Source organism: Caulobacter sp. HMWF025, assembly GCF_003060965.1.
Lineage (GTDB): Bacteria > Pseudomonadota > Alphaproteobacteria > Caulobacterales > Caulobacteraceae > Caulobacter.
Genome location: NZ_QAII01000155.1, coordinates 1 through 15,235 on the forward strand (window position 1 = coordinate 1; position 15,235 = coordinate 15,235).

General features: G+C 66.9%; 18 protein-coding genes. 9 read left to right on the forward strand and 9 right to left on the reverse strand.

All coding sequences use genetic code 11. From position 1 onward, the window contains the following. The first annotated feature begins 16 nt into the window (after positions 1-16). The 3 genes from DBR10_RS16370 (at position 17) to DBR10_RS16380 (ending at position 1,694) form a co-directional block, all read left to right on the forward strand. Positions 17-238, forward strand: coding sequence for a DUF2093 domain-containing protein (locus DBR10_RS16370; RefSeq protein ID WP_108505523.1), 222 nt, complete (start codon positions 17-19; stop codon positions 236-238). 38 nt (positions 239-276) lie between these two features. Further along, positions 277-1,071 (forward strand): M23 family metallopeptidase, encoded by a 795-nt coding sequence (locus tag DBR10_RS16375; protein WP_108505522.1) that lies wholly within the window; start codon positions 277-279, stop codon positions 1,069-1,071. A gap of 104 nt (positions 1,072-1,175) precedes the next feature. Beyond that, complete coding sequence (locus DBR10_RS16380) at positions 1,176-1,694, forward strand: response regulator (RefSeq protein WP_108505521.1); 519 nt, start codon at positions 1,176-1,178, stop codon at positions 1,692-1,694. Positions 1,695-1,703: 9 nt separating this feature from the next. Here the strand turns inward: DBR10_RS16380 and DBR10_RS16385 are convergent, their stop codons facing one another. Then, the gene (locus DBR10_RS16385) at positions 1,704-2,639 is read right to left on the reverse strand and encodes a lysophospholipid acyltransferase family protein (RefSeq protein WP_108505520.1); all 936 of its coding nucleotides are present in this window, start codon (positions 2,637-2,639) and stop codon (positions 1,704-1,706) included. Positions 2,640-2,756: 117 nt separating this feature from the next. Here DBR10_RS16385 and DBR10_RS16390 point away from each other — a divergent pair, with 117 nt between their 5' ends. Together DBR10_RS16390 and hisN are read left to right on the forward strand one after the other, a co-directional pair. Then, the gene (locus DBR10_RS16390) at positions 2,757-3,152 is read left to right on the forward strand and encodes a helix-turn-helix domain-containing protein (protein ID WP_108505519.1); all 396 of its coding nucleotides are present in this window, start codon (positions 2,757-2,759) and stop codon (positions 3,150-3,152) included. Positions 3,153-3,195: 43 nt separating this feature from the next. After that, entirely contained in the window at positions 3,196-4,041 is an 846-nt protein-coding gene (hisN, locus tag DBR10_RS16395) for a histidinol-phosphatase (RefSeq protein WP_108505518.1), read from the forward strand. Here hisN and DBR10_RS16400 read toward each other — a convergent pair. The 5 genes from DBR10_RS16400 to DBR10_RS16420 form a co-directional block, all read right to left on the reverse strand. Next, positions 4,033-4,989 (reverse strand): alpha/beta fold hydrolase, encoded by a 957-nt coding sequence (locus tag DBR10_RS16400; RefSeq protein ID WP_108505517.1) that lies wholly within the window; start codon positions 4,987-4,989, stop codon positions 4,033-4,035. The genes hisN and DBR10_RS16400 overlap by 9 nt on opposite strands. A gap of 4 nt (positions 4,990-4,993) precedes the next feature. Continuing rightward, the gene (locus tag DBR10_RS16405; RefSeq protein WP_108505516.1) at positions 4,994-5,302 is read right to left on the reverse strand and encodes an SCP2 sterol-binding domain-containing protein; all 309 of its coding nucleotides are present in this window, start codon (positions 5,300-5,302) and stop codon (positions 4,994-4,996) included. An 89-nt stretch (positions 5,303-5,391) separates the two neighbouring features. Beyond that, positions 5,392-6,057 (reverse strand): hypothetical protein, encoded by a 666-nt coding sequence (locus DBR10_RS16410; RefSeq protein WP_108505515.1) that lies wholly within the window; start codon positions 6,055-6,057, stop codon positions 5,392-5,394. Then, the gene (locus tag DBR10_RS16415) at positions 6,054-6,941 is read right to left on the reverse strand and encodes a class I SAM-dependent methyltransferase (RefSeq protein WP_108505514.1); all 888 of its coding nucleotides are present in this window, start codon (positions 6,939-6,941) and stop codon (positions 6,054-6,056) included. Before DBR10_RS16415 ends, DBR10_RS16410 begins: the two co-directional genes overlap by 4 nt. A 49-nt stretch (positions 6,942-6,990) precedes the next feature. Next, the gene (locus DBR10_RS16420) at positions 6,991-7,830 is read right to left on the reverse strand and encodes a class I SAM-dependent methyltransferase (protein ID WP_108505513.1); all 840 of its coding nucleotides are present in this window, start codon (positions 7,828-7,830) and stop codon (positions 6,991-6,993) included. Between the two features lie 231 nt (positions 7,831-8,061). Here DBR10_RS16420 and DBR10_RS16425 point away from each other — a divergent pair, with 231 nt between their 5' ends. Continuing rightward, complete coding sequence (locus DBR10_RS16425) at positions 8,062-8,517, forward strand: Hsp20 family protein (RefSeq protein ID WP_108505526.1); 456 nt, start codon at positions 8,062-8,064, stop codon at positions 8,515-8,517. A gap of 75 nt (positions 8,518-8,592) precedes the next feature. On the opposite strand, the gene DBR10_RS16430 is transcribed toward DBR10_RS16425, so the two are convergent. The 3 genes from DBR10_RS16430 to gpmA form a co-directional block, all read right to left on the reverse strand. Then, a complete protein-coding gene (locus DBR10_RS16430; RefSeq protein WP_108505525.1) occupies positions 8,593-9,858 on the reverse strand; it encodes a pentapeptide repeat-containing protein in 1,266 nt (421 codons plus the stop codon). Positions 9,859-9,954: 96 nt separating this feature from the next. After that, entirely contained in the window at positions 9,955-11,214 is a 1,260-nt protein-coding gene (locus DBR10_RS16435; protein WP_108505512.1) for a pentapeptide repeat-containing protein, read from the reverse strand. 84 nt (positions 11,215-11,298) lie between these two features. After that, a complete protein-coding gene (gpmA, locus tag DBR10_RS16440; RefSeq protein WP_108505511.1) occupies positions 11,299-12,012 on the reverse strand; it encodes a 2,3-diphosphoglycerate-dependent phosphoglycerate mutase in 714 nt (237 codons plus the stop codon). A 110-nt stretch (positions 12,013-12,122) separates the two neighbouring features. Here gpmA and DBR10_RS16445 point away from each other — a divergent pair, with 110 nt between their 5' ends. The 3 genes from DBR10_RS16445 to DBR10_RS16455 all read left to right on the forward strand — a co-directional run bounded on the left by DBR10_RS16445 (position 12,123) and on the right by DBR10_RS16455 (position 14,908). Next, positions 12,123-12,359, forward strand: coding sequence for a hypothetical protein (locus DBR10_RS16445; protein ID WP_108489652.1), 237 nt, complete (start codon positions 12,123-12,125; stop codon positions 12,357-12,359). After that, positions 12,356-13,312 carry a KpsF/GutQ family sugar-phosphate isomerase gene (locus tag DBR10_RS16450; protein WP_108505510.1) on the forward strand — a complete coding sequence of 319 codons (957 nt, stop codon included), beginning with the start codon at positions 12,356-12,358 and terminating at the stop codon, positions 13,310-13,312. Before DBR10_RS16445 ends, DBR10_RS16450 begins: the two co-directional genes overlap by 4 nt. A gap of 99 nt (positions 13,313-13,411) precedes the next feature. Beyond that, the gene (locus DBR10_RS16455; RefSeq protein ID WP_108505509.1) at positions 13,412-14,908 is read left to right on the forward strand and encodes a phosphomannomutase/phosphoglucomutase; all 1,497 of its coding nucleotides are present in this window, start codon (positions 13,412-13,414) and stop codon (positions 14,906-14,908) included. Positions 14,909-15,235 lie beyond the last annotated feature (327 nt).

Genomic DNA, 15,235 nt, shown 5'->3' on the forward strand with positions numbered 1-15,235 from the left:
GTCCTAAAGTGACCCCATGAACGCTTTTGACCGTGACCTTGGAAAACCCGACGGCCCTGCCGTGCTGCACTATGGCGACGGCGAGTTCGCCGTCATGTCGCCCGGCCGCTATGTCCTTTGCGCCGTGACCGGGGCCAAGGTCTCGCTGGACGCCCTGCGCTACTGGAGCCCGGAGCTGCAGGAAGCCTATGCCGGGCCCACCGAGGCCCTTAAGCGCTGGCAAGAGAAGATCGCCTGAACCGGCGCGCTCTTCTGACCGGCCTGTCGGCAGCCGGCCTGGCGCTGCCCGCCCAAGCCGCTGCACCGGGCCTTTCGCTGTCCGGACGCTTTGTCCAGGGCGGCTTTGCCCTGGGTCGTACGGCCCCTCGCGCTGCCCTCGATCTCGACGGTACCGCCGTGGGCAATGCCTCGGCCGACGGCCTGTTCGTGATCGGCTTCGACCGCGACGCCGGCCCGACATCGGTTCTGACCGTCTCGACCGAAGACGGATCCGCCAGCCACGAGGCCGCCATCGCGCCGGGGTCCTTCGACATCCAGCGGATTGACGGCCTGCCTGACAACCAGGTGAAGCCGGAAGACCCCGCCCTGCTGGAGCGCATCGCGGCGGAAGGTGCCCGCAAGGCCGTCGGCTTTGCCAGCGTCGCCGACCTTGACGATTTCCAGACCGGCTTCATCCTGCCCCTCGAGGGTGCCCGCCGGTCCGCGCGCTTCGGTGGCCAGCGGATCCTGAATGGCGAGCCGCGCCGTCCCCATTATGGGGTCGACCTGGCCGCGCCGGTGGGCGCACCTGTCCGGGCACCGGCTGCGGGGCTTGTCGTGTTTGCCGAAACAGGACTGCATTTCGAGGGCGGCCTGATCCTGATCGATCATGGCCAAGGCCTGATCACGGCCTATCTGCACCTCTCGAAAATCCTACTGTCGGCAGGGACCAAGCTCAATCAGGGTCAGCTGATCGGTGCCGTGGGCCAGGAAGGCCGTGCGACCGGACCACACCTGTGCTGGCGGATGAAATGGCACGGCCGCAATCTCGATCCCGCACTGATGGTAGGGGCCGTTTCCCCGCGCCCCTAGCGCGAAGTTAAACCCTCCGTTAGCCTTATTTCCGCTATCGAACCGGCGGTAGAGACGTCTCCAAAGCCCTTTCGCAACGATTCCAGTCCGGAGTGATATTCCGCATGTCGGCGGTGCTCGCGAATCTTCGCTTCCTGATGGTCGACGACAACCAGCACATGCGTGCGATCGTCGGAGCCATTCTGTCCGGCGTCGGTGTCAAGCATTTCCGCGAAGCCATGGACGGGGCAGAAGCCCTGCAGATCCTGCGCGAGACCATGATCGACATCGCCATAGTCGATTTCAAGATGCTGCCGCTCGACGGGGTTCAGTTCATCCAGCTGGTGCGCAACTCGCCCGACAGCGTCGACCCGTTCCTGCCGATCATCATGCTGACGGGCTTTGCGGACCGGGACAGGGTGTTCGAAGCCCGTGACGCCGGCGTGACCGAGATCATCGTCAAGCCGGTCACCGCACAGTCGCTTCTGGACCGGATCAATGAGGTCATCTTCAAGCCTCGCCCGTTCATCCGGTCGAGCACCTATTTCGGCCCCTGCCGCCGCCGCCGCGCCGAGGCAACCTACGAGGGTCCGTTCCGCCGGGCCGGCGAGCCTGATGCCGAGATGGGCGCGATCGAGATCTAGGTCCCGGCCTCAGGGGTTTTCCGCTTCGCGGGCCGCCAGCGCCGCATAGATCTCGTTTGGCCAGCGGCGGTGGACCCAGAACCACTCGGCCGGGCGCTCCCGGATCCGCTCTTCCATGAAGGCATTGACCAGCTTCACGCCGGTCTCGATGTCCGCCGTGCGGTCGCCGCTCTTGGGAATGACGATGGGGTCGTGCACCACCGCCCGGAAGCGCGCCCCCTTGATCCGCTGTACCGACATGGGCTGCAGGACCGTGCCGAAGCGGATGGCCAGCCGGCTCGGGCCGGGGGCCGTGCGCACATCGTGGCCGAAGAACAGGCCCGCGACCCCGCCATTGAACTTCTGGTCGTTCATCAGGGCCACCGAGCGTCCCTGCTTCATCCCCTCGAGCAGTTCGCGCGCGCCGTCGCCGCCCTTGGGGGCAAACAGCCGGACGCCGTAGCGGTGGCGGCTGGCCTTGATCCGTTCGTCGACATAGGGGTTGTTGGCCGCACGGTAGGTCATCTCGCAGATGACCCCGGAGTCCACGATGGCCGCCGGCATCACCTCCCAGTTCGACAGGTGTCCCGAAACGAACACTACGGGTGTCTTGTCGCGGGCGATTTCGAACAGACGCTCCTGGTTGACCACCTCGACCCTGCCGGTCGAGGGCAGGATGCGATCCATCAGCGGGAATTCAGCAAAGGTCCGCCCCAGGCCTTCCCATTGCTCGACCAGCATGCGGGCTCGCCAGTCGGCGTCCTGGTCCGGGAAAGCCAGCTTCAGATTGCGCTCGGCCACCTTATGGGCCCCGCTCAGCGGGCCGAAGGTTCGTCCCAGCCAGCCGCCGAACGCCGATGCGGCGTCCACGCCCATCAGACGCACGACGCCGATAAAGAGGTCAAAGCCCAGCGCCTCGGCGCGCCAGAGCAGATCCTGGGCCCAAGGCCGACGCTTATCCGACATGTGTCTCTAGTAGGCTGGCTTGCCTGCCCGATGCAACGCCACTTCATCCGGCACGGGCCTTGCGACGAAACCGGCGAGCGTTCCGTTTCGGGACGCGCGGTGATGGGAACGGGGGGCTTGGCTTCCATGGGCAATGATATCGACGTGCATCTCGGCAAGCGTCTTCGACGCCGCCGCCGCCTGCTCGGCCTGACGCAGCAACAGCTGGCCGGAACGGTCGGCGTTCGCTTCCAGCAGATCCAGAAATATGAGTGCGGGGCCAACCGCATCTCGGCTGCCCGTCTGTGGCAGCTCTCCGAAGCCCTCGAGGTTCCGGTCGGCTATTTCTATGACGGCCTGTCCGATCAGGCCCGTCGTGAGAACGCCGGCGAGACCGAAGGCGGCGAAATGTTTGCCCGCAAGGAAACCCTGGACCTGATCCGGGCCTATTACCTGCTGGGCGAGCGTCCGCGCCGTCGTCTTCTGGACCTTGCCAAGTCGCTCAACGGCGGTGCTGAGCACGCAGACGCCTAACTGCGGGTGGCGCGCATCCGGCGAGGGCGCTAAACCCTCGCCCATGACGCTTTCCGCAGACCGGCTCACAGCCCTCGACGCCTTCGTACTCGAGCTCAACCGCGCCTCCGCAGCGGCGATCCTGCCGCTGTTCCGGGCCGACCACGGCCTGGAAGACAAGGGAGCCGGCAAGAACCTGCCGCGCGACACCCATGCCGCCTTCGATCCCGTCACCGAGGCTGACCGGGGTGCGGAGGCTGCCATTCGCCGCCTGATCGCGGCGCACTATCCCGATCACGGCGTGATCGGTGAGGAATATGGCGAGGACCGGCCTGACGCAGAGTTCGTCTGGGTTCTCGACCCCGTTGACGGGACCCGCGCCTTCATCGCCGGCCTGCCGCTCTGGACCACCCTGATCGGCCTGCGCTACCAGGGCCGGCCCGTGCTGGGCTCGATCGGACAGCCCTATCTGGACGAGGTCTTCATCGGCCATGCTGGCGGTTCGCGCCTTCTGGCCCGGGGCCAGACCCGCCCCCTCAAGGTCCGCCCCTGCGAACGCCTGACCGATGCAATCATCGGCACGACCGATGCCGACGCCTGTTTCGACGGCGCCGAACGCGGGGCCTGGCTGCAGGTCCGGGCGGGGTCCAAATTGGCCCGCCTGGGCTGCGACGCCTATGCCTATGCCATGGTCGCGGCCGGGACGATGGACATGGTCATCGAAGCCGGCCTGAAATCCTGGGACATCGAGGCCGCCATTCCCCTGATCGAAGGGGCCGGTGGCATGGTCACCGACTGGCGCGGCCAGCCCGTGGGACAAAACGGCGGCCAGATCGTGATCTCGGGTGACCGCCGTCCGCTGGACGAGGCCCTGATCTGCCTCAGGCGCTCGGCGAAGTCGTCAGGCTAGCGGCGCGACGGGATCAACCGTCTCGTCGAACGCGGACCAGAACTGGGCCCGGCGGGCGTCGATCTCGATCAGGATCTCGTGGAAGGCACCGGGCACTTCCAGATAGCGCCCGTTGGGAATACGGGTGGCGATGGCCTTGAGGTCCGAATTCAGCACCCGGCTGTCTTCGCCGGCCCCGACGATGGTCACCGGGATGGCGATCGCCTCGACGCCCGGCGAACGCCGCAGCCAGGCACAGGCGGAAAAGGCGAAGTCCACCCAGCCCCAGGTGGTGCCGCCGAGGGCGATGTCGGGATTGGCGGTCAGTTGCGCCTGATAGCGGTCGTAGCGCGCCTCATCATGGGTCAGGGCGTCGCGGGCAAAGCTCTGGACGAACGGATCGCCGCGCTCACCCAGGGTGTAATCGCCGGCCAGACCCGCACGGGCGAAGATCCAGGCCAGGGCGCGGGCGGCGCGGGCCGGCTTGCCCCCCGTGTTCAGGCCCAGCATGGGTGCCGACAGTACGCAGGCGGAGAAACGGCTTTCGCCATGGGCCAGGGCCAGGGTGGTCAGGCACCCGCCCATCGAATGTCCCAAAGCGATCCAGGGTTTGGGCAGACGGTCCCCAAAGGTCTCGAGGAGGTTGGAAAAGTCGCTCAGGAAGGGCCGAAAGCCCTTCGCATGGCCCTTGAGCCGGTCCGGCAGGGCACGGGCCGAGAGCCCCTGCCCCCGCCAGTCGTGCACCAGAACCACAAAGCCCCGGTTCAGAAGGTCGTCCACGACCTCGAAATACTTCTCGATCGGCTCGCTGCGGCCGGGACTGACGACCACGGAGCCGCGCGGCGTTCCCGGCGGCGAAAACAGTGCGGCGCGGAGGGTTGCCCCGTCCGCGCCGCTAAACCATTCGGCCGTTCCATGGTCAGGGACCGGCGCCTCGGGAATCGAAACCAGAGGCGCACGCTCCCCCATGGGATCAGCGCATCTTCGAGAAGAGCGCCGCCATCTTGGCTTGCAGGCCCATGGCCACGCCCATGTCCGACAGCTTCAGCTTGCCGGTCATCACGGCCATGGTCGGATCCAGCGAACCGGCGCCGATGGCCAGCAGATCGTCCATGCTCAGGGTCATGGTCAGGTCGGCGGGCTTGTCTTCGTTGGTCACCGAACCACCGTCGATGTGAACGACGCCGACGTCCTTCAGGTCGAACTTGAGGCTCTTGCCCAGGCCGCTGTCGTCGCCGACGGCGGTGATGATGCGATCGGTAAGTTCCTGCAGAGTAGCCATGAGCGCGTTCTCCCTGTCTGCGCGATTTGAATTGGCGATAACGTGGCTTTGTGACAGCCGCAAGTAAACAGTGTTCAGACCGGACCTGATTATTTCTTTTTCGGGGCGAAACGAACGGCCGAGGGGGCCTTGGTCAGGCGCACGCGGACCGCCCCGGAAAAGTCCTCCGGCCAGAAGACCGGCGTACCCCGCAGCTCCGGCAAGGGTCGGGTCCGGCCGTCGGGATAGACCGCAACCGCACCGCTGCCGTCCTTGAAGGCAACGCCGCCCATCTTGGGGGCCAACATGGCCGCCGGACCGGCGTTCTTGCGGATCGTGGCATTGGTCTCATCGACGGTCGCGACCAGCTCCCGCACCTCGTATTCGGTGGCGGGTTTGAGTGTCGTGACGAAGCTCATGGTCGTCCCGAACTTGGCCCCGGCCGGCCCATCCAGAAGCACCTTGGCGTCCTTCATCTGGCCCAGGCCCGGCGTCCGCTCGAAGAAGCCATCAGGACCGATCGGAAGCGGGGTCCGGGTCCCGTTGGCCTCGACCAGGGTGGCTTTCTGGCCCGCCAGACTCTTGCCGTCGAAGCGGGGCGCATAGATCAGTCGGAAGCGGGTCTTGTCAGCCGGCGGCAGTTTCAGAAAGGTCTCCAGAAACGGAAACGCCTTGCCGGCCGGAACCGACTGCTCCTCGGCCCGCAGCGGGGTGGCCACGACGACGGCCATGACAGCGGCCAGGCCCAGGCCGGCCTTCCAGGAACCGCCGCTCATCGGGGCTTCACGAATTTGAGGGTCATGCGGTCGCTCTCTCCGATGGCATCGAACTTTGCGTGATCGAAACCCGGACGCGGGGCCTCGCCACGAGGGGCCGACAAGCGGGTCGGCGGCAGGGTCCAGACCCCGAAAGGATGGTCTTTGGTGTCCTTCGGATTGGCGTTGATTTCGCCGGATCCCGCAAGCACGAAGCCGGCCTCACGGGCCAGTTGAATGACATAGGCTTCCTGGACATAGCCGTCCGCGGCCAGGGCGTCCTGAACCCGTCCAGGCTCGCCCCGATGCTCCTCGACGCCCAGGACACCGCCGGGCTTGAGCGCCGCGAGAGCATCGCGAAACGCCTTCTCGACAATGCCGGCAGCCATCCAGTTGTGGACGTTGCGCAGGAACAGCACGAGGTCCGCGGAGCCGGCCGGCGCGACCGGCCCGCTGGCCGGCCCGAAGCTGGTCAGCTCAACCCGGCCGTACAGCCGGGCATTGCCGGCCAGGCGACGGCGATAGGCCTCCCCGATCTCGACGGCGGCCGGGTCAGCAGGATCGGCGGCCAGGGTCGCGGCATAGAGCTTGCCGCCCGTGTCGGCGAGAAACGGAGCCAAGATCTCGGTATACCAGCCCGTGCCGGGCCAGAACTCCACGACCGTCTGCCCCGGCGACAGCCCCCAGAACCGGAGGCTCTCGACCGGATGCCGCCAGGGATCACGCTGCCGGTCAAGCTGGCTGCGCCAGGCCCCGGCCACCGCGCCTTCAATCGTGGTGACCCCGCCTTTCGGGACGGCAGCCGGCGTCGGGCTGTCAGACTTGCGCTGACCGCAGCCCGCCAGCCCGGCCGCCAGAGCCCCGACGACGAAGCGGCGACGCAGTCCCGAGAATTCAGACGTCATCGGCGCTCCGTTGCGGTCTGGACCCTGGTGGTCGCCACCCGGCCCCGGCTCAGGACGGCTTGCGGAAGCGCAGGGTCATGCGATCGCTCTCACCGATCGCATCATATTTTGTCCGATCGAAGGTCGGATCGGCCGGTTGTCCGCCCGGAGCCGTCCGCTTGACCGGCGGCAGGGTCCAGACGCCAAACGGGTGATCCTTGGTGTCCTTCGGATTGGCGTTGATCTCCGAGCTGGCGTCCAGCTTGAAACCCGCCTTCTCGGCCAGGGCGACAACCGTGGCCGTCGCCAGATAGCCGTCCGCCCCGGCGCTGTTTTCGGGTTTGGGGTCAGCGCGGTGATCCTCGACCGCCAGATAGCCGCCGGGCTTCAGGACCGCGAAGAAGTCGGCAAAGACCTTGTCGGCGACACCCGGCTGAACGGTCCAGTTGTGGACATTGCGGGCGGTCAGCACCAGATCGGCCGAGCCGGGCGCGCCCAGCGGACCGGACACGGACCCGAAGTTGACAAAACCGACCTTGCCGTAGCGGGCCGGGTCCGCAAAACGGGCCTCGAAAGCCTCACGGCCCTTGCGGGCCCCTTCGGAGAGCTTGGGATTGGCCAGGTCGGCGACGCCGACGCTGTAGGTGCCGCCCGTCGCCTTGGCATAGGGCGCGAGGATCTCGGTCCAGTAGCCGTTGCCGGGCGAGACCTCGATGACGGTCTGCCGGGGCTTGAGACCCCAGAAGGTCAGGCTTTCATAGGGATGACGCGCGCCATCGCGGGCCACATCGGCCGCAGGACGGGTCGCCGCGCTGACGGCCGCCTTCAGGGCGTCATCGGCAGCATAGGCCGCGGGCGCGGCGAGGCAGAGGGCAGCGGCCAGCAAAAGGACTTGGCGACGGTGGGGCATTTTGAGGTCTCTCTTCCGCGTCAGGTGCGGGGACCTTAGCCGGGGTCGCGCCCCGATCAAGCCCTTAGAGTCAGGCGCGATCATCAAGGCCTTGAAGTCGGAAATCTGCTCCCCAACTAGGCTCTGAAGGCGCTGGACAACCGGGCCTTCCGGACCACAGGCGACGCCGGTTTCGGGTCGCCGACGGGACGAACATCGACTGCAACCTTGCTTGAAAAGAAGGATGTGACCATGCGTACGATCGACCTTTCCCCCCTCTATCGCTCCGTCGTCGGCTTCGACCGGCTGGCCGCCCTGCTGGACGCCGCCGCCACCAATGAAGCCGCGTCGGGCTATCCGCCCTACAATATCGAGCGCACCGCCGAAAACGCCTACCGCATCGAGATCGCCGTCGCGGGCTTCAAGTCCGAAGAGCTCGGCATCGAGGTGAAGGAAAACCTGCTGACCGTGACCGGTCGCAAGGCGGCCAATGACGAGGCCAGGCGCTACCTGCACCGGGGCCTGGCCGAGCGGAACTTCGAACGCCGCTTCCAGCTGGCCGACTATGTGGTGGTGACCGATGCCAGCCTGGCTGACGGCCTACTGTCGATCGCCCTGAAGCGCGAGCTGCCCGAAGCGCTGAAGCCGCGCACGATCGAGATCAGCACCGCGCCCTCTTCGCTGATCGAAGGCGAAAAGGCCGCCTGATCCCGCGACACCGCAGACCCTTCCCGCTCTGAACTGGAGGCGGCGCCCGTCAGCGCCGCCTTTTTTCGTTACAGCCTAGTCCGGGGCCGACAGGTCGAGGTCGTGGACTTGGGTGAGGTCGCAGTCGCGGAAACTGGCCCGATGGGCCCGTGCCCCGCTGAAATCGGCACCGCGCAGGTCGGCACCGTCGAACACGGCCGAGCGAAGGTCAGCCACCTGGGCCATGACATAGCGCATCCGGGCCGCGTTAAGCTGGGTTTCCGTCTGCCGGCCGGGCCCCAGTGGAAGGGGCGCAAGGCAGGCCTGCCGCAGGTCGGCCTTGGTCAGATTGGCTCCGGACAGCCGCGCCCCGCGCAGGTCCGCGCCTCGCAGGATAGCCGCGCGCAGGTCCGCATTCTGCAGATTGGCCCCCTGGAGTTGCGCCCCGGTCAGGTCCAGCCCGACCATGCAGGCGCCCTTGGCGCTCATCGCCGTGAGACGCATCCCCTTCAGCCGGTCGCCCAGGGGCCTGAGATCCTCACCGTCGAGTCGCGCGACATGGCCTTCCTTGCCGCCGGTAATGCACCATTGCTGGTTGGCCAGGACACGCTGATGCAGTTCCTGGGCCTTGCCCATGGCTTCACTGGTCGAGCCGGTCAGGCACCCGGTCATGTGGGCCCCGACGACCCGGGCCGTCGATGTGTCGACGCCGGCCATCACCGCACCGCTCAGATTGGCCCCTTCCAGATTGGTGCCCTTGACGTCGGCACCGTCGAGGATCGCACCCGAAAGGTTGGCTTCCTTGAGGTTGGCTCCCGAAAGATTGGCCCCGCGCAGGGAGCAGTCGCTGAAATCGGCCTTGAAGGCCGAGACGCCGGAGAACTGCGAGCCGTCCAGGGTCGCCCCGGAGAAATTGACTTCATCGGCTTCCCCGGTCCGCATTTCGTGGCGCAGCGTATCGAGACCCTTGCGCGGATGGGGAATGGCGATCTGGCCTTCGCGAAAATCGGCCTGGGTGAGATTGGCCTGACCCAGATTGGCTCCGCGCAGGCAGGCCCCGCGCAGGTCGGCGCGAACCAGACTGGCCTGGCGCAGGTCGGCCTTGCGCAGGTCGCAGCCGAACAGGCTTGCGCGGTCGAGCTTGGTCCGGACCATCCGGCAACCTTCGAGAACCGAGGCCGAGAGATCAGCGTCGATCAGGTTCTTGAAGGACATGTCGAGGCCCGACAGGTTCATGAACCGCAGCGAGGCCCGTCGTCCGCCCTGCTTGCCGGTGACGAACTTCTCGTGAGCCGACACGATCATGTCCAGCTCGGCCTGGCTCAGGCGTCTGCGTCCAGACAGGTTCTGTGCGGCGTCCATGCCGGCGGCCTTCCCCAAAAAACGTGTTCTCTGAAATCGACTATAGCCGGTTTCAACCAGCGAACGGTTAAGCTGCGCGCTAAATTGTCGCAGCCTTCAGATGATATCCTCAAGGCCCCGGACGCCGACCCGGATGGCTCCGGTAACGTCGATGTCCTTGAGGATGGCATTGGTGAAATTGGCCCGCGACAGGTCGGCCCCGGACAGGCAGGCATGGCGCAGATCGGCGCGCGCCAGATCGGCATTGGTTAAGAGCACCCCGGTCAGGTCCGAGGGCAGCAGCCGGTCCCGGGCAATCAGGAGCGGTCCAAGCTGGGCGTCGCGCAGGTCCGCTCCGGAGAGCTTGGCCCCCTTCAGCCGGACGCCGCGCAGGTCGGCCCGGCGCAGGTTGCAGGCCCGCAAATCGGCCCCTTCCAGCTGGGCACCCTGCATCTGGACCCCCTCCATATCGAGGCCGTAGAAGACGGCCCCCTTGGCCGACAGGGCCGTCAGGTTGAACCCGCGTACCGTGCGCAGGCTGCGCAGGTCGGCCCGGTCGAAGACACTGGGCTTGCCCTCCGCGCCGCCGGTTTCGCACCACCGGGCATGGTCGGCGATCATCTGGGCATAGGGGAGCCCGGCGACGTCCGTCCCGGCCGGCTTGTCGGTCAGCGCCCCGTCCAGATTGGTGTCGTTGATGTTCCAGTCGTGGGTCTTGGCCCCCACGAGCACCGTATTGCGCAGATCGGCGCCGCTCAGATTGGCGCCCGAGAGATCCGCGCCGGCAAGGTTGGCCCCGTTGAAGTTGGCCTGTTTCAGGTTCGCCCGGACCAGCTTGGCGTCTTTCAGGATGGCATCGCTGAAATCGGCCTTGGCGGCGACAATGCCCGAAAGCCGCGAGCGCTCCAGATTGGCGCCGGCCAGGATGGCCCCCCCGGCATGGACCTCGCGCTGCACGGGCTCGATCAGGCGGAAGCCTTCCTTGCGGTCGGCGGCGGCCAGCGCGCCCTCGCGCAAATCCGCCTCGAACAGGTCGGCCCCCGTCAGATTGGCCCCGCGCAGACTGGAGCCCCGGAGGTCGGTGCGCCGCATCGAAGCCCCGATGAGGTTTGCCCCCTGCAGGTCGGCCCCGAAGAGGTTGGCATTGTCCAGCTTGGCGCGGCTGAGGTCACAGCCGTGCAGAAGCGCGCCGGTAAAGTCGGCGTCGCAGAGGTTGCGACCGGTCACCGACAGTCCCGAAAGGTCGCAGAAGGCAAACACGGCGCGCGCGCCACCCAGCCGGGCCGACCACAGACGGTCGTGCTTGGCGCAGATGACGTCGACTTCGTACTGCGTCAGGCGCCGATATTCCTGGCCTGACGCCACAGGGGCGCTCATGGGGCTCGCGATCGATCCGGTTCAGATAGACCGCGAGCATGGGGCGAGCGGATTAACGCAGCGTTTCCAGCTATTTCCGGCCGATCAGGCGATGGGTGGCAGCCTTTCGGCACGGCTCTCGTCGAGGTAGTGCACTGCAACCGGCTTGAGGCCGGCGTCGAGGTCGATCACCAGCGGGTTGCCGGTCGGGATTTCGACGTGAACAATCTCGCTGTCGGGCACCTGGAACAGGTGCTTGACGATGGCGCGCAGCGAATTGCCGTGGGCCGCGACCAGCACCGTCTCGCCGGCGGTCAGTTTCGGCGCGATGTCGGATTCCCAGTAGGGCAGCACGCGAACCAGGGTTGTGGCGAGGCTTTCCGTGGTCGGAAGATCCTTGCCGGCGTAGCGGCGATCCTTGCTGAAGTCGTACTCGCCGCCGGGGGCCAGCTCGGGCGGCGGAATGTCGTAGGACCGGCGCCAGAGGGTCACCTGGGCTTCGCCGTGCTTCTCCGCCGTCTCCGCCTTGTTGAGACCTGTCAGGCCGCCATAGTGACGCTCATTGAGGCGCCAGTCCTTGGTGACCGGGACAAAGCTCTGCCCTGCGGCATCAAGGGCCAGGTTGCAGGTGCGGATGGCGCGGGTCTGCACCGAGGTGAAGGCGTCATCGATCTCGATGCCGGCCGACTTGATCAGAGCGCCGCCCTTGCGGGCCTGGGCCTCGCCCTCGGCGGTCAGGTCGACATCGACCCAGCCGGTGAAGCGATTTTCAAGATTCCATTGGCTCTGGCCGTGGCGGAGCAGGACGAGGGTCGGCATGGGGCCTCCTAGCAGGTGTCACCGGGCGGGCTAGGCTCCCCGGCGCGCGTCGTCAAGCACCCCGATGCAGGGCTCTCCCCGTAGGCGAACGACATGCTATAGGCTGGCGCATGTCTGATCGCATCTTCATGCCCCTGATGACGCTCATCGCTGTTGCGATGATCGCTCTGGCGATGGTCTGGCCCCAGGGCTATGGCGCACGCTCCCCTGCCCCCTTCGGATCAACGCCGATCCAGCAGACGCCGGAAATGCGCGCCAAGATCGAGCGGGAGAAGGCCAGCGCCCGTCGCCGCGCCGAGGAGGCGCTCCGTGCCGTCAAGGCGCCCGCCGGATCAACCGCTCCATGAGCGCCTTTGATGCCGTCGCCGTCGGCCGTCGGGTGATCCAGGTCGAGGCCGAGGCCCTCGGCGAGATGGCCGAAGGCCTTGGCGCGCCCTTTGCCGCCGCCGTCGAGACCCTGTTCGCCGCCAAGGGCCGGATCGTCTGCACGGGGATCGGCAAGTCCGGCCATGTGGCGCGCAAGATCGCCGCGACCCTGGCCTCGACTGGGGCCCCGGCGATGTTCGTTCACGCCGCCGAGGCCAGCCATGGCGACCTGGGCATGATCGGCCAGGACGATGTCGTGCTGGCCCTGTCGAAATCCGGCGAAGCCCGCGAGCTGTCCGACACGCTCGCCTATGCCAAGCGCTTCTCGATTCCGCTGATCGCCATCACCGCCCGCGCCGACAGCCAGCTGGGCCGGGCCGCTGACACCCTGCTGCTGCTGCCGGACGCCGCCGAGGCCACGGCCGAGGTCAATGCCCCGACCACTTCCACCACCCTGCAGATCGCTCTCGGCGATGCCCTGGCGGTGGCCCTGCTGGAGCGCCGCGGCTTCACCGCCAGCGATTTCCGGGTCTTCCACCCCGGCGGCAAGCTGGGGGCCATGCTGCGCACTGTCGCCGACCTGATGCACGGCGACGACGCGCTGCCGCTGGTCAGCGCCGATGCGCCCATGGCCCAGGCCCTGCTGGTCATGAGCGAGAAGCGGTTCGGGGCCGCCGGCGTGGTCGGTACCGACGGCCGGCTGACTGGCCTGATCACCGACGGCGACCTTCGGCGGCACATGGACGGCCTGCTGACCCACCGCGCCGACGAGGTGATGACCCGCTCCCCCCTGACCATCGCCCCCGGTGCCCTGGCCGCCGAAGCGCTCAAGGTCATGAATGAGCGCCGGATCACAGTGCTGTTCGTGGTCGAAGCCGAACGCCCGGTCGGCATACTTCATGTTCACGATCTGCTTCGAGCGGGCGTGATCTAGGCGAAACGAAACATTCTTATCTTGCTGTTACAGGAGGGCACTGGCGACCAGGGCCCCCAACCCTTAGAGCCAAGATCTCAACCTTCGAAGTGAGCCAAGATGTTCTCCAAGCCCCGCGCTGATCTCGTCGCCAACACCGCCGCTTACGAAAACGAGCCGCTGGTCAAGGCGACAGGGTTCCGTGAGTACGATGCGCGCTGGCTGTTCGGGCCGGACATCAACCTGCTGGGCGTCCAGGCCCTCGGCCTGGGCCTGGGCACCTACATCCACGAACTGGGCCTGTCGAAGATCGTGGTCGGCCACGATTTCCGCTCCTACTCCTCGTCGATCAAGAACGCCCTGATCCTCGGTTTGATCTCGGCCGGCTGCGAGGTGCACGACATCGGCCTGGCCCTGTCGCCCACCGCCTATTTCGCCCAGTTCGACCTCGACATTCCCTGCGTGGCCATGGTCACCGCCAGCCACAACGAGAACGGCTGGACCGGCGTGAAGATGGGCGCGCAACGCCCCCTCACCTTCGGTCCCGACGAGATGGGCCGTCTGCGCGACATCGTGCTGGGCGGGGCCTTCGTCGAACGTGACGGCGGCAAGCTGATCCGCGTGCAGGGCGAGGCCGAGCGCTTCATCGCCGATGTGGCCAAGCGCGCCAGCATCACCCGGCCGCTGAAGGTGATCGCCGCCTGCGGCAACGGCACGGCCGGAGCCTTCGCCGTCGACGCCCTGCAGCGCATGGGCGTGTCCGACGTGATCGGCATGGACACCGAGCTGGACTACACCTTCCCGAAATACAATCCGAACCCGGAAGACGTCGAGATGCTGCACTCGATGGCTGCGGCCGTCCGCGAACATGGTGCGGATCTGGCCTTCGGCTTCGACGGCGACGGCGATCGCTGCGGCGTGGTCGATGACGAGGGCGAGGAGATCTTCGCCGACAAGATCGGCCTGATGCTGGCCCGCGACCTGGCCCCGCTGAACCCGGGCGCGACCTTCGTGGTCGATGTGAAGTCCACCGGCCTCTACGCCACCGATCCGATCCTGGCGGCCCATGGCTGCAAGGTGATCTACTGGAAGACCGGCCACAGCTACATCAAGCGCAAGAGCGCCGAACTGGGGGCCCTGGCCGGTTTCGAGAAGAGCGGCCACTTCTTCATGAACGGCGACCTGGGCTACGGCTATGACTGCGGCCTGACCGCCGCCGCCGCCGTCCTGGCCATGCTGGACCGTAATCCCGGCCTGAAGCTGTCCGACATGCGCAAGGCCCTGCCGGTGGCCTTCACCTCCCTGACCATGAGCCCGCACTGCGGCGACGAGGTGAAGTACGGCGTCGTCGATGACGTGGTGAAGGAATACCAGGACCTGTTCGCTGCCGGCGGTTCGATCCTGGGCCGCAAGATCACCGAGGTGATCACCGTCAACGGCGTACGGGTCCATCTGGACGACGGCTCGTGGGTGCTGGTCCGCGCCTCGTCGAACAAGCCCGAGATCGTCGTCGTGGTCGAAAGCACCCGGTCGGAAGACGACATGCGCGCCCTGTTCCGCGAGGAAGTGAAGCCGCGGCTCGGTGACCGGGTCGGCAAGTACAACCAGGAAATCTGAGCCCCCTTTCGGGTTCGGGTTCAGAAGGGTCGGCGCACCAGCGCCGGCCCTTTTTGCTGTGGGCCTGGACATGGGTTCGCTGCCTCGCCGGGTTTCAACCCGGCGAGCTTGGGGAGGGGGCGGAGCGTCCGGGCCTCGCCCGGAAAGCATTGAAAAAATACCGTTTCGACGAAGTTCAGACGCTCCGCGCGACCGTTTTTCGGCAGCATCCGGCCCGTCGGCGCTATTGACGCCAGGCCGTCTAGGCCGCCGACCGGCGGGCAGGCCGCGAGGCCTGTCCCGGACCGCAGGCATCTCTGCCTGCCTGCCGTCCCCGTCGACCCTGTC

Excerpts from the sequence above, each read along its gene's own strand:
- DBR10_RS16370 (WP_108505523.1), top strand. The coding sequence starts at position 17 with ATGAACGCTTTTGACCGTGACCTTGGAAAACCCGACGGCCCTGCCGTG.
- DBR10_RS16380 (WP_108505521.1), top strand. The coding sequence starts at position 1,176 with ATGTCGGCGGTGCTCGCGAATCTTCGCTTCCTGATGGTCGACGACAAC.
- DBR10_RS16385 (WP_108505520.1), bottom strand. The coding sequence starts at position 2,639 with ATGTCGGATAAGCGTCGGCCTTGGGCCCAGGATCTGCTCTGGCGCGCC.
- hisN (WP_108505518.1), top strand. The coding sequence starts at position 3,196 with ATGACGCTTTCCGCAGACCGGCTCACAGCCCTCGACGCCTTCGTACTC.
- DBR10_RS16400 (WP_108505517.1), bottom strand. The coding sequence starts at position 4,989 with ATGGGGGAGCGTGCGCCTCTGGTTTCGATTCCCGAGGCGCCGGTCCCT.
- DBR10_RS16405 (WP_108505516.1), bottom strand. The coding sequence starts at position 5,302 with ATGGCTACTCTGCAGGAACTTACCGATCGCATCATCACCGCCGTCGGC.
- DBR10_RS16410 (WP_108505515.1), bottom strand. The coding sequence starts at position 6,057 with ATGAGCGGCGGTTCCTGGAAGGCCGGCCTGGGCCTGGCCGCTGTCATG.
- DBR10_RS16415 (WP_108505514.1), bottom strand. The coding sequence starts at position 6,941 with ATGACGTCTGAATTCTCGGGACTGCGTCGCCGCTTCGTCGTCGGGGCT.
- DBR10_RS16420 (WP_108505513.1), bottom strand. The coding sequence starts at position 7,830 with ATGCCCCACCGTCGCCAAGTCCTTTTGCTGGCCGCTGCCCTCTGCCTC.
- DBR10_RS16425 (WP_108505526.1), top strand. The coding sequence starts at position 8,062 with ATGCGTACGATCGACCTTTCCCCCCTCTATCGCTCCGTCGTCGGCTTC.
- DBR10_RS16430 (WP_108505525.1), bottom strand. The coding sequence starts at position 9,858 with ATGGACGCCGCACAGAACCTGTCTGGACGCAGACGCCTGAGCCAGGCC.
- DBR10_RS16435 (WP_108505512.1), bottom strand. The coding sequence starts at position 11,214 with ATGAGCGCCCCTGTGGCGTCAGGCCAGGAATATCGGCGCCTGACGCAG.
- gpmA (WP_108505511.1), bottom strand. The coding sequence starts at position 12,012 with ATGCCGACCCTCGTCCTGCTCCGCCACGGCCAGAGCCAATGGAATCTT.
- DBR10_RS16445 (WP_108489652.1), top strand. The coding sequence starts at position 12,123 with ATGTCTGATCGCATCTTCATGCCCCTGATGACGCTCATCGCTGTTGCG.
- DBR10_RS16450 (WP_108505510.1), top strand. The coding sequence starts at position 12,356 with ATGAGCGCCTTTGATGCCGTCGCCGTCGGCCGTCGGGTGATCCAGGTC.
- DBR10_RS16455 (WP_108505509.1), top strand. The coding sequence starts at position 13,412 with ATGTTCTCCAAGCCCCGCGCTGATCTCGTCGCCAACACCGCCGCTTAC.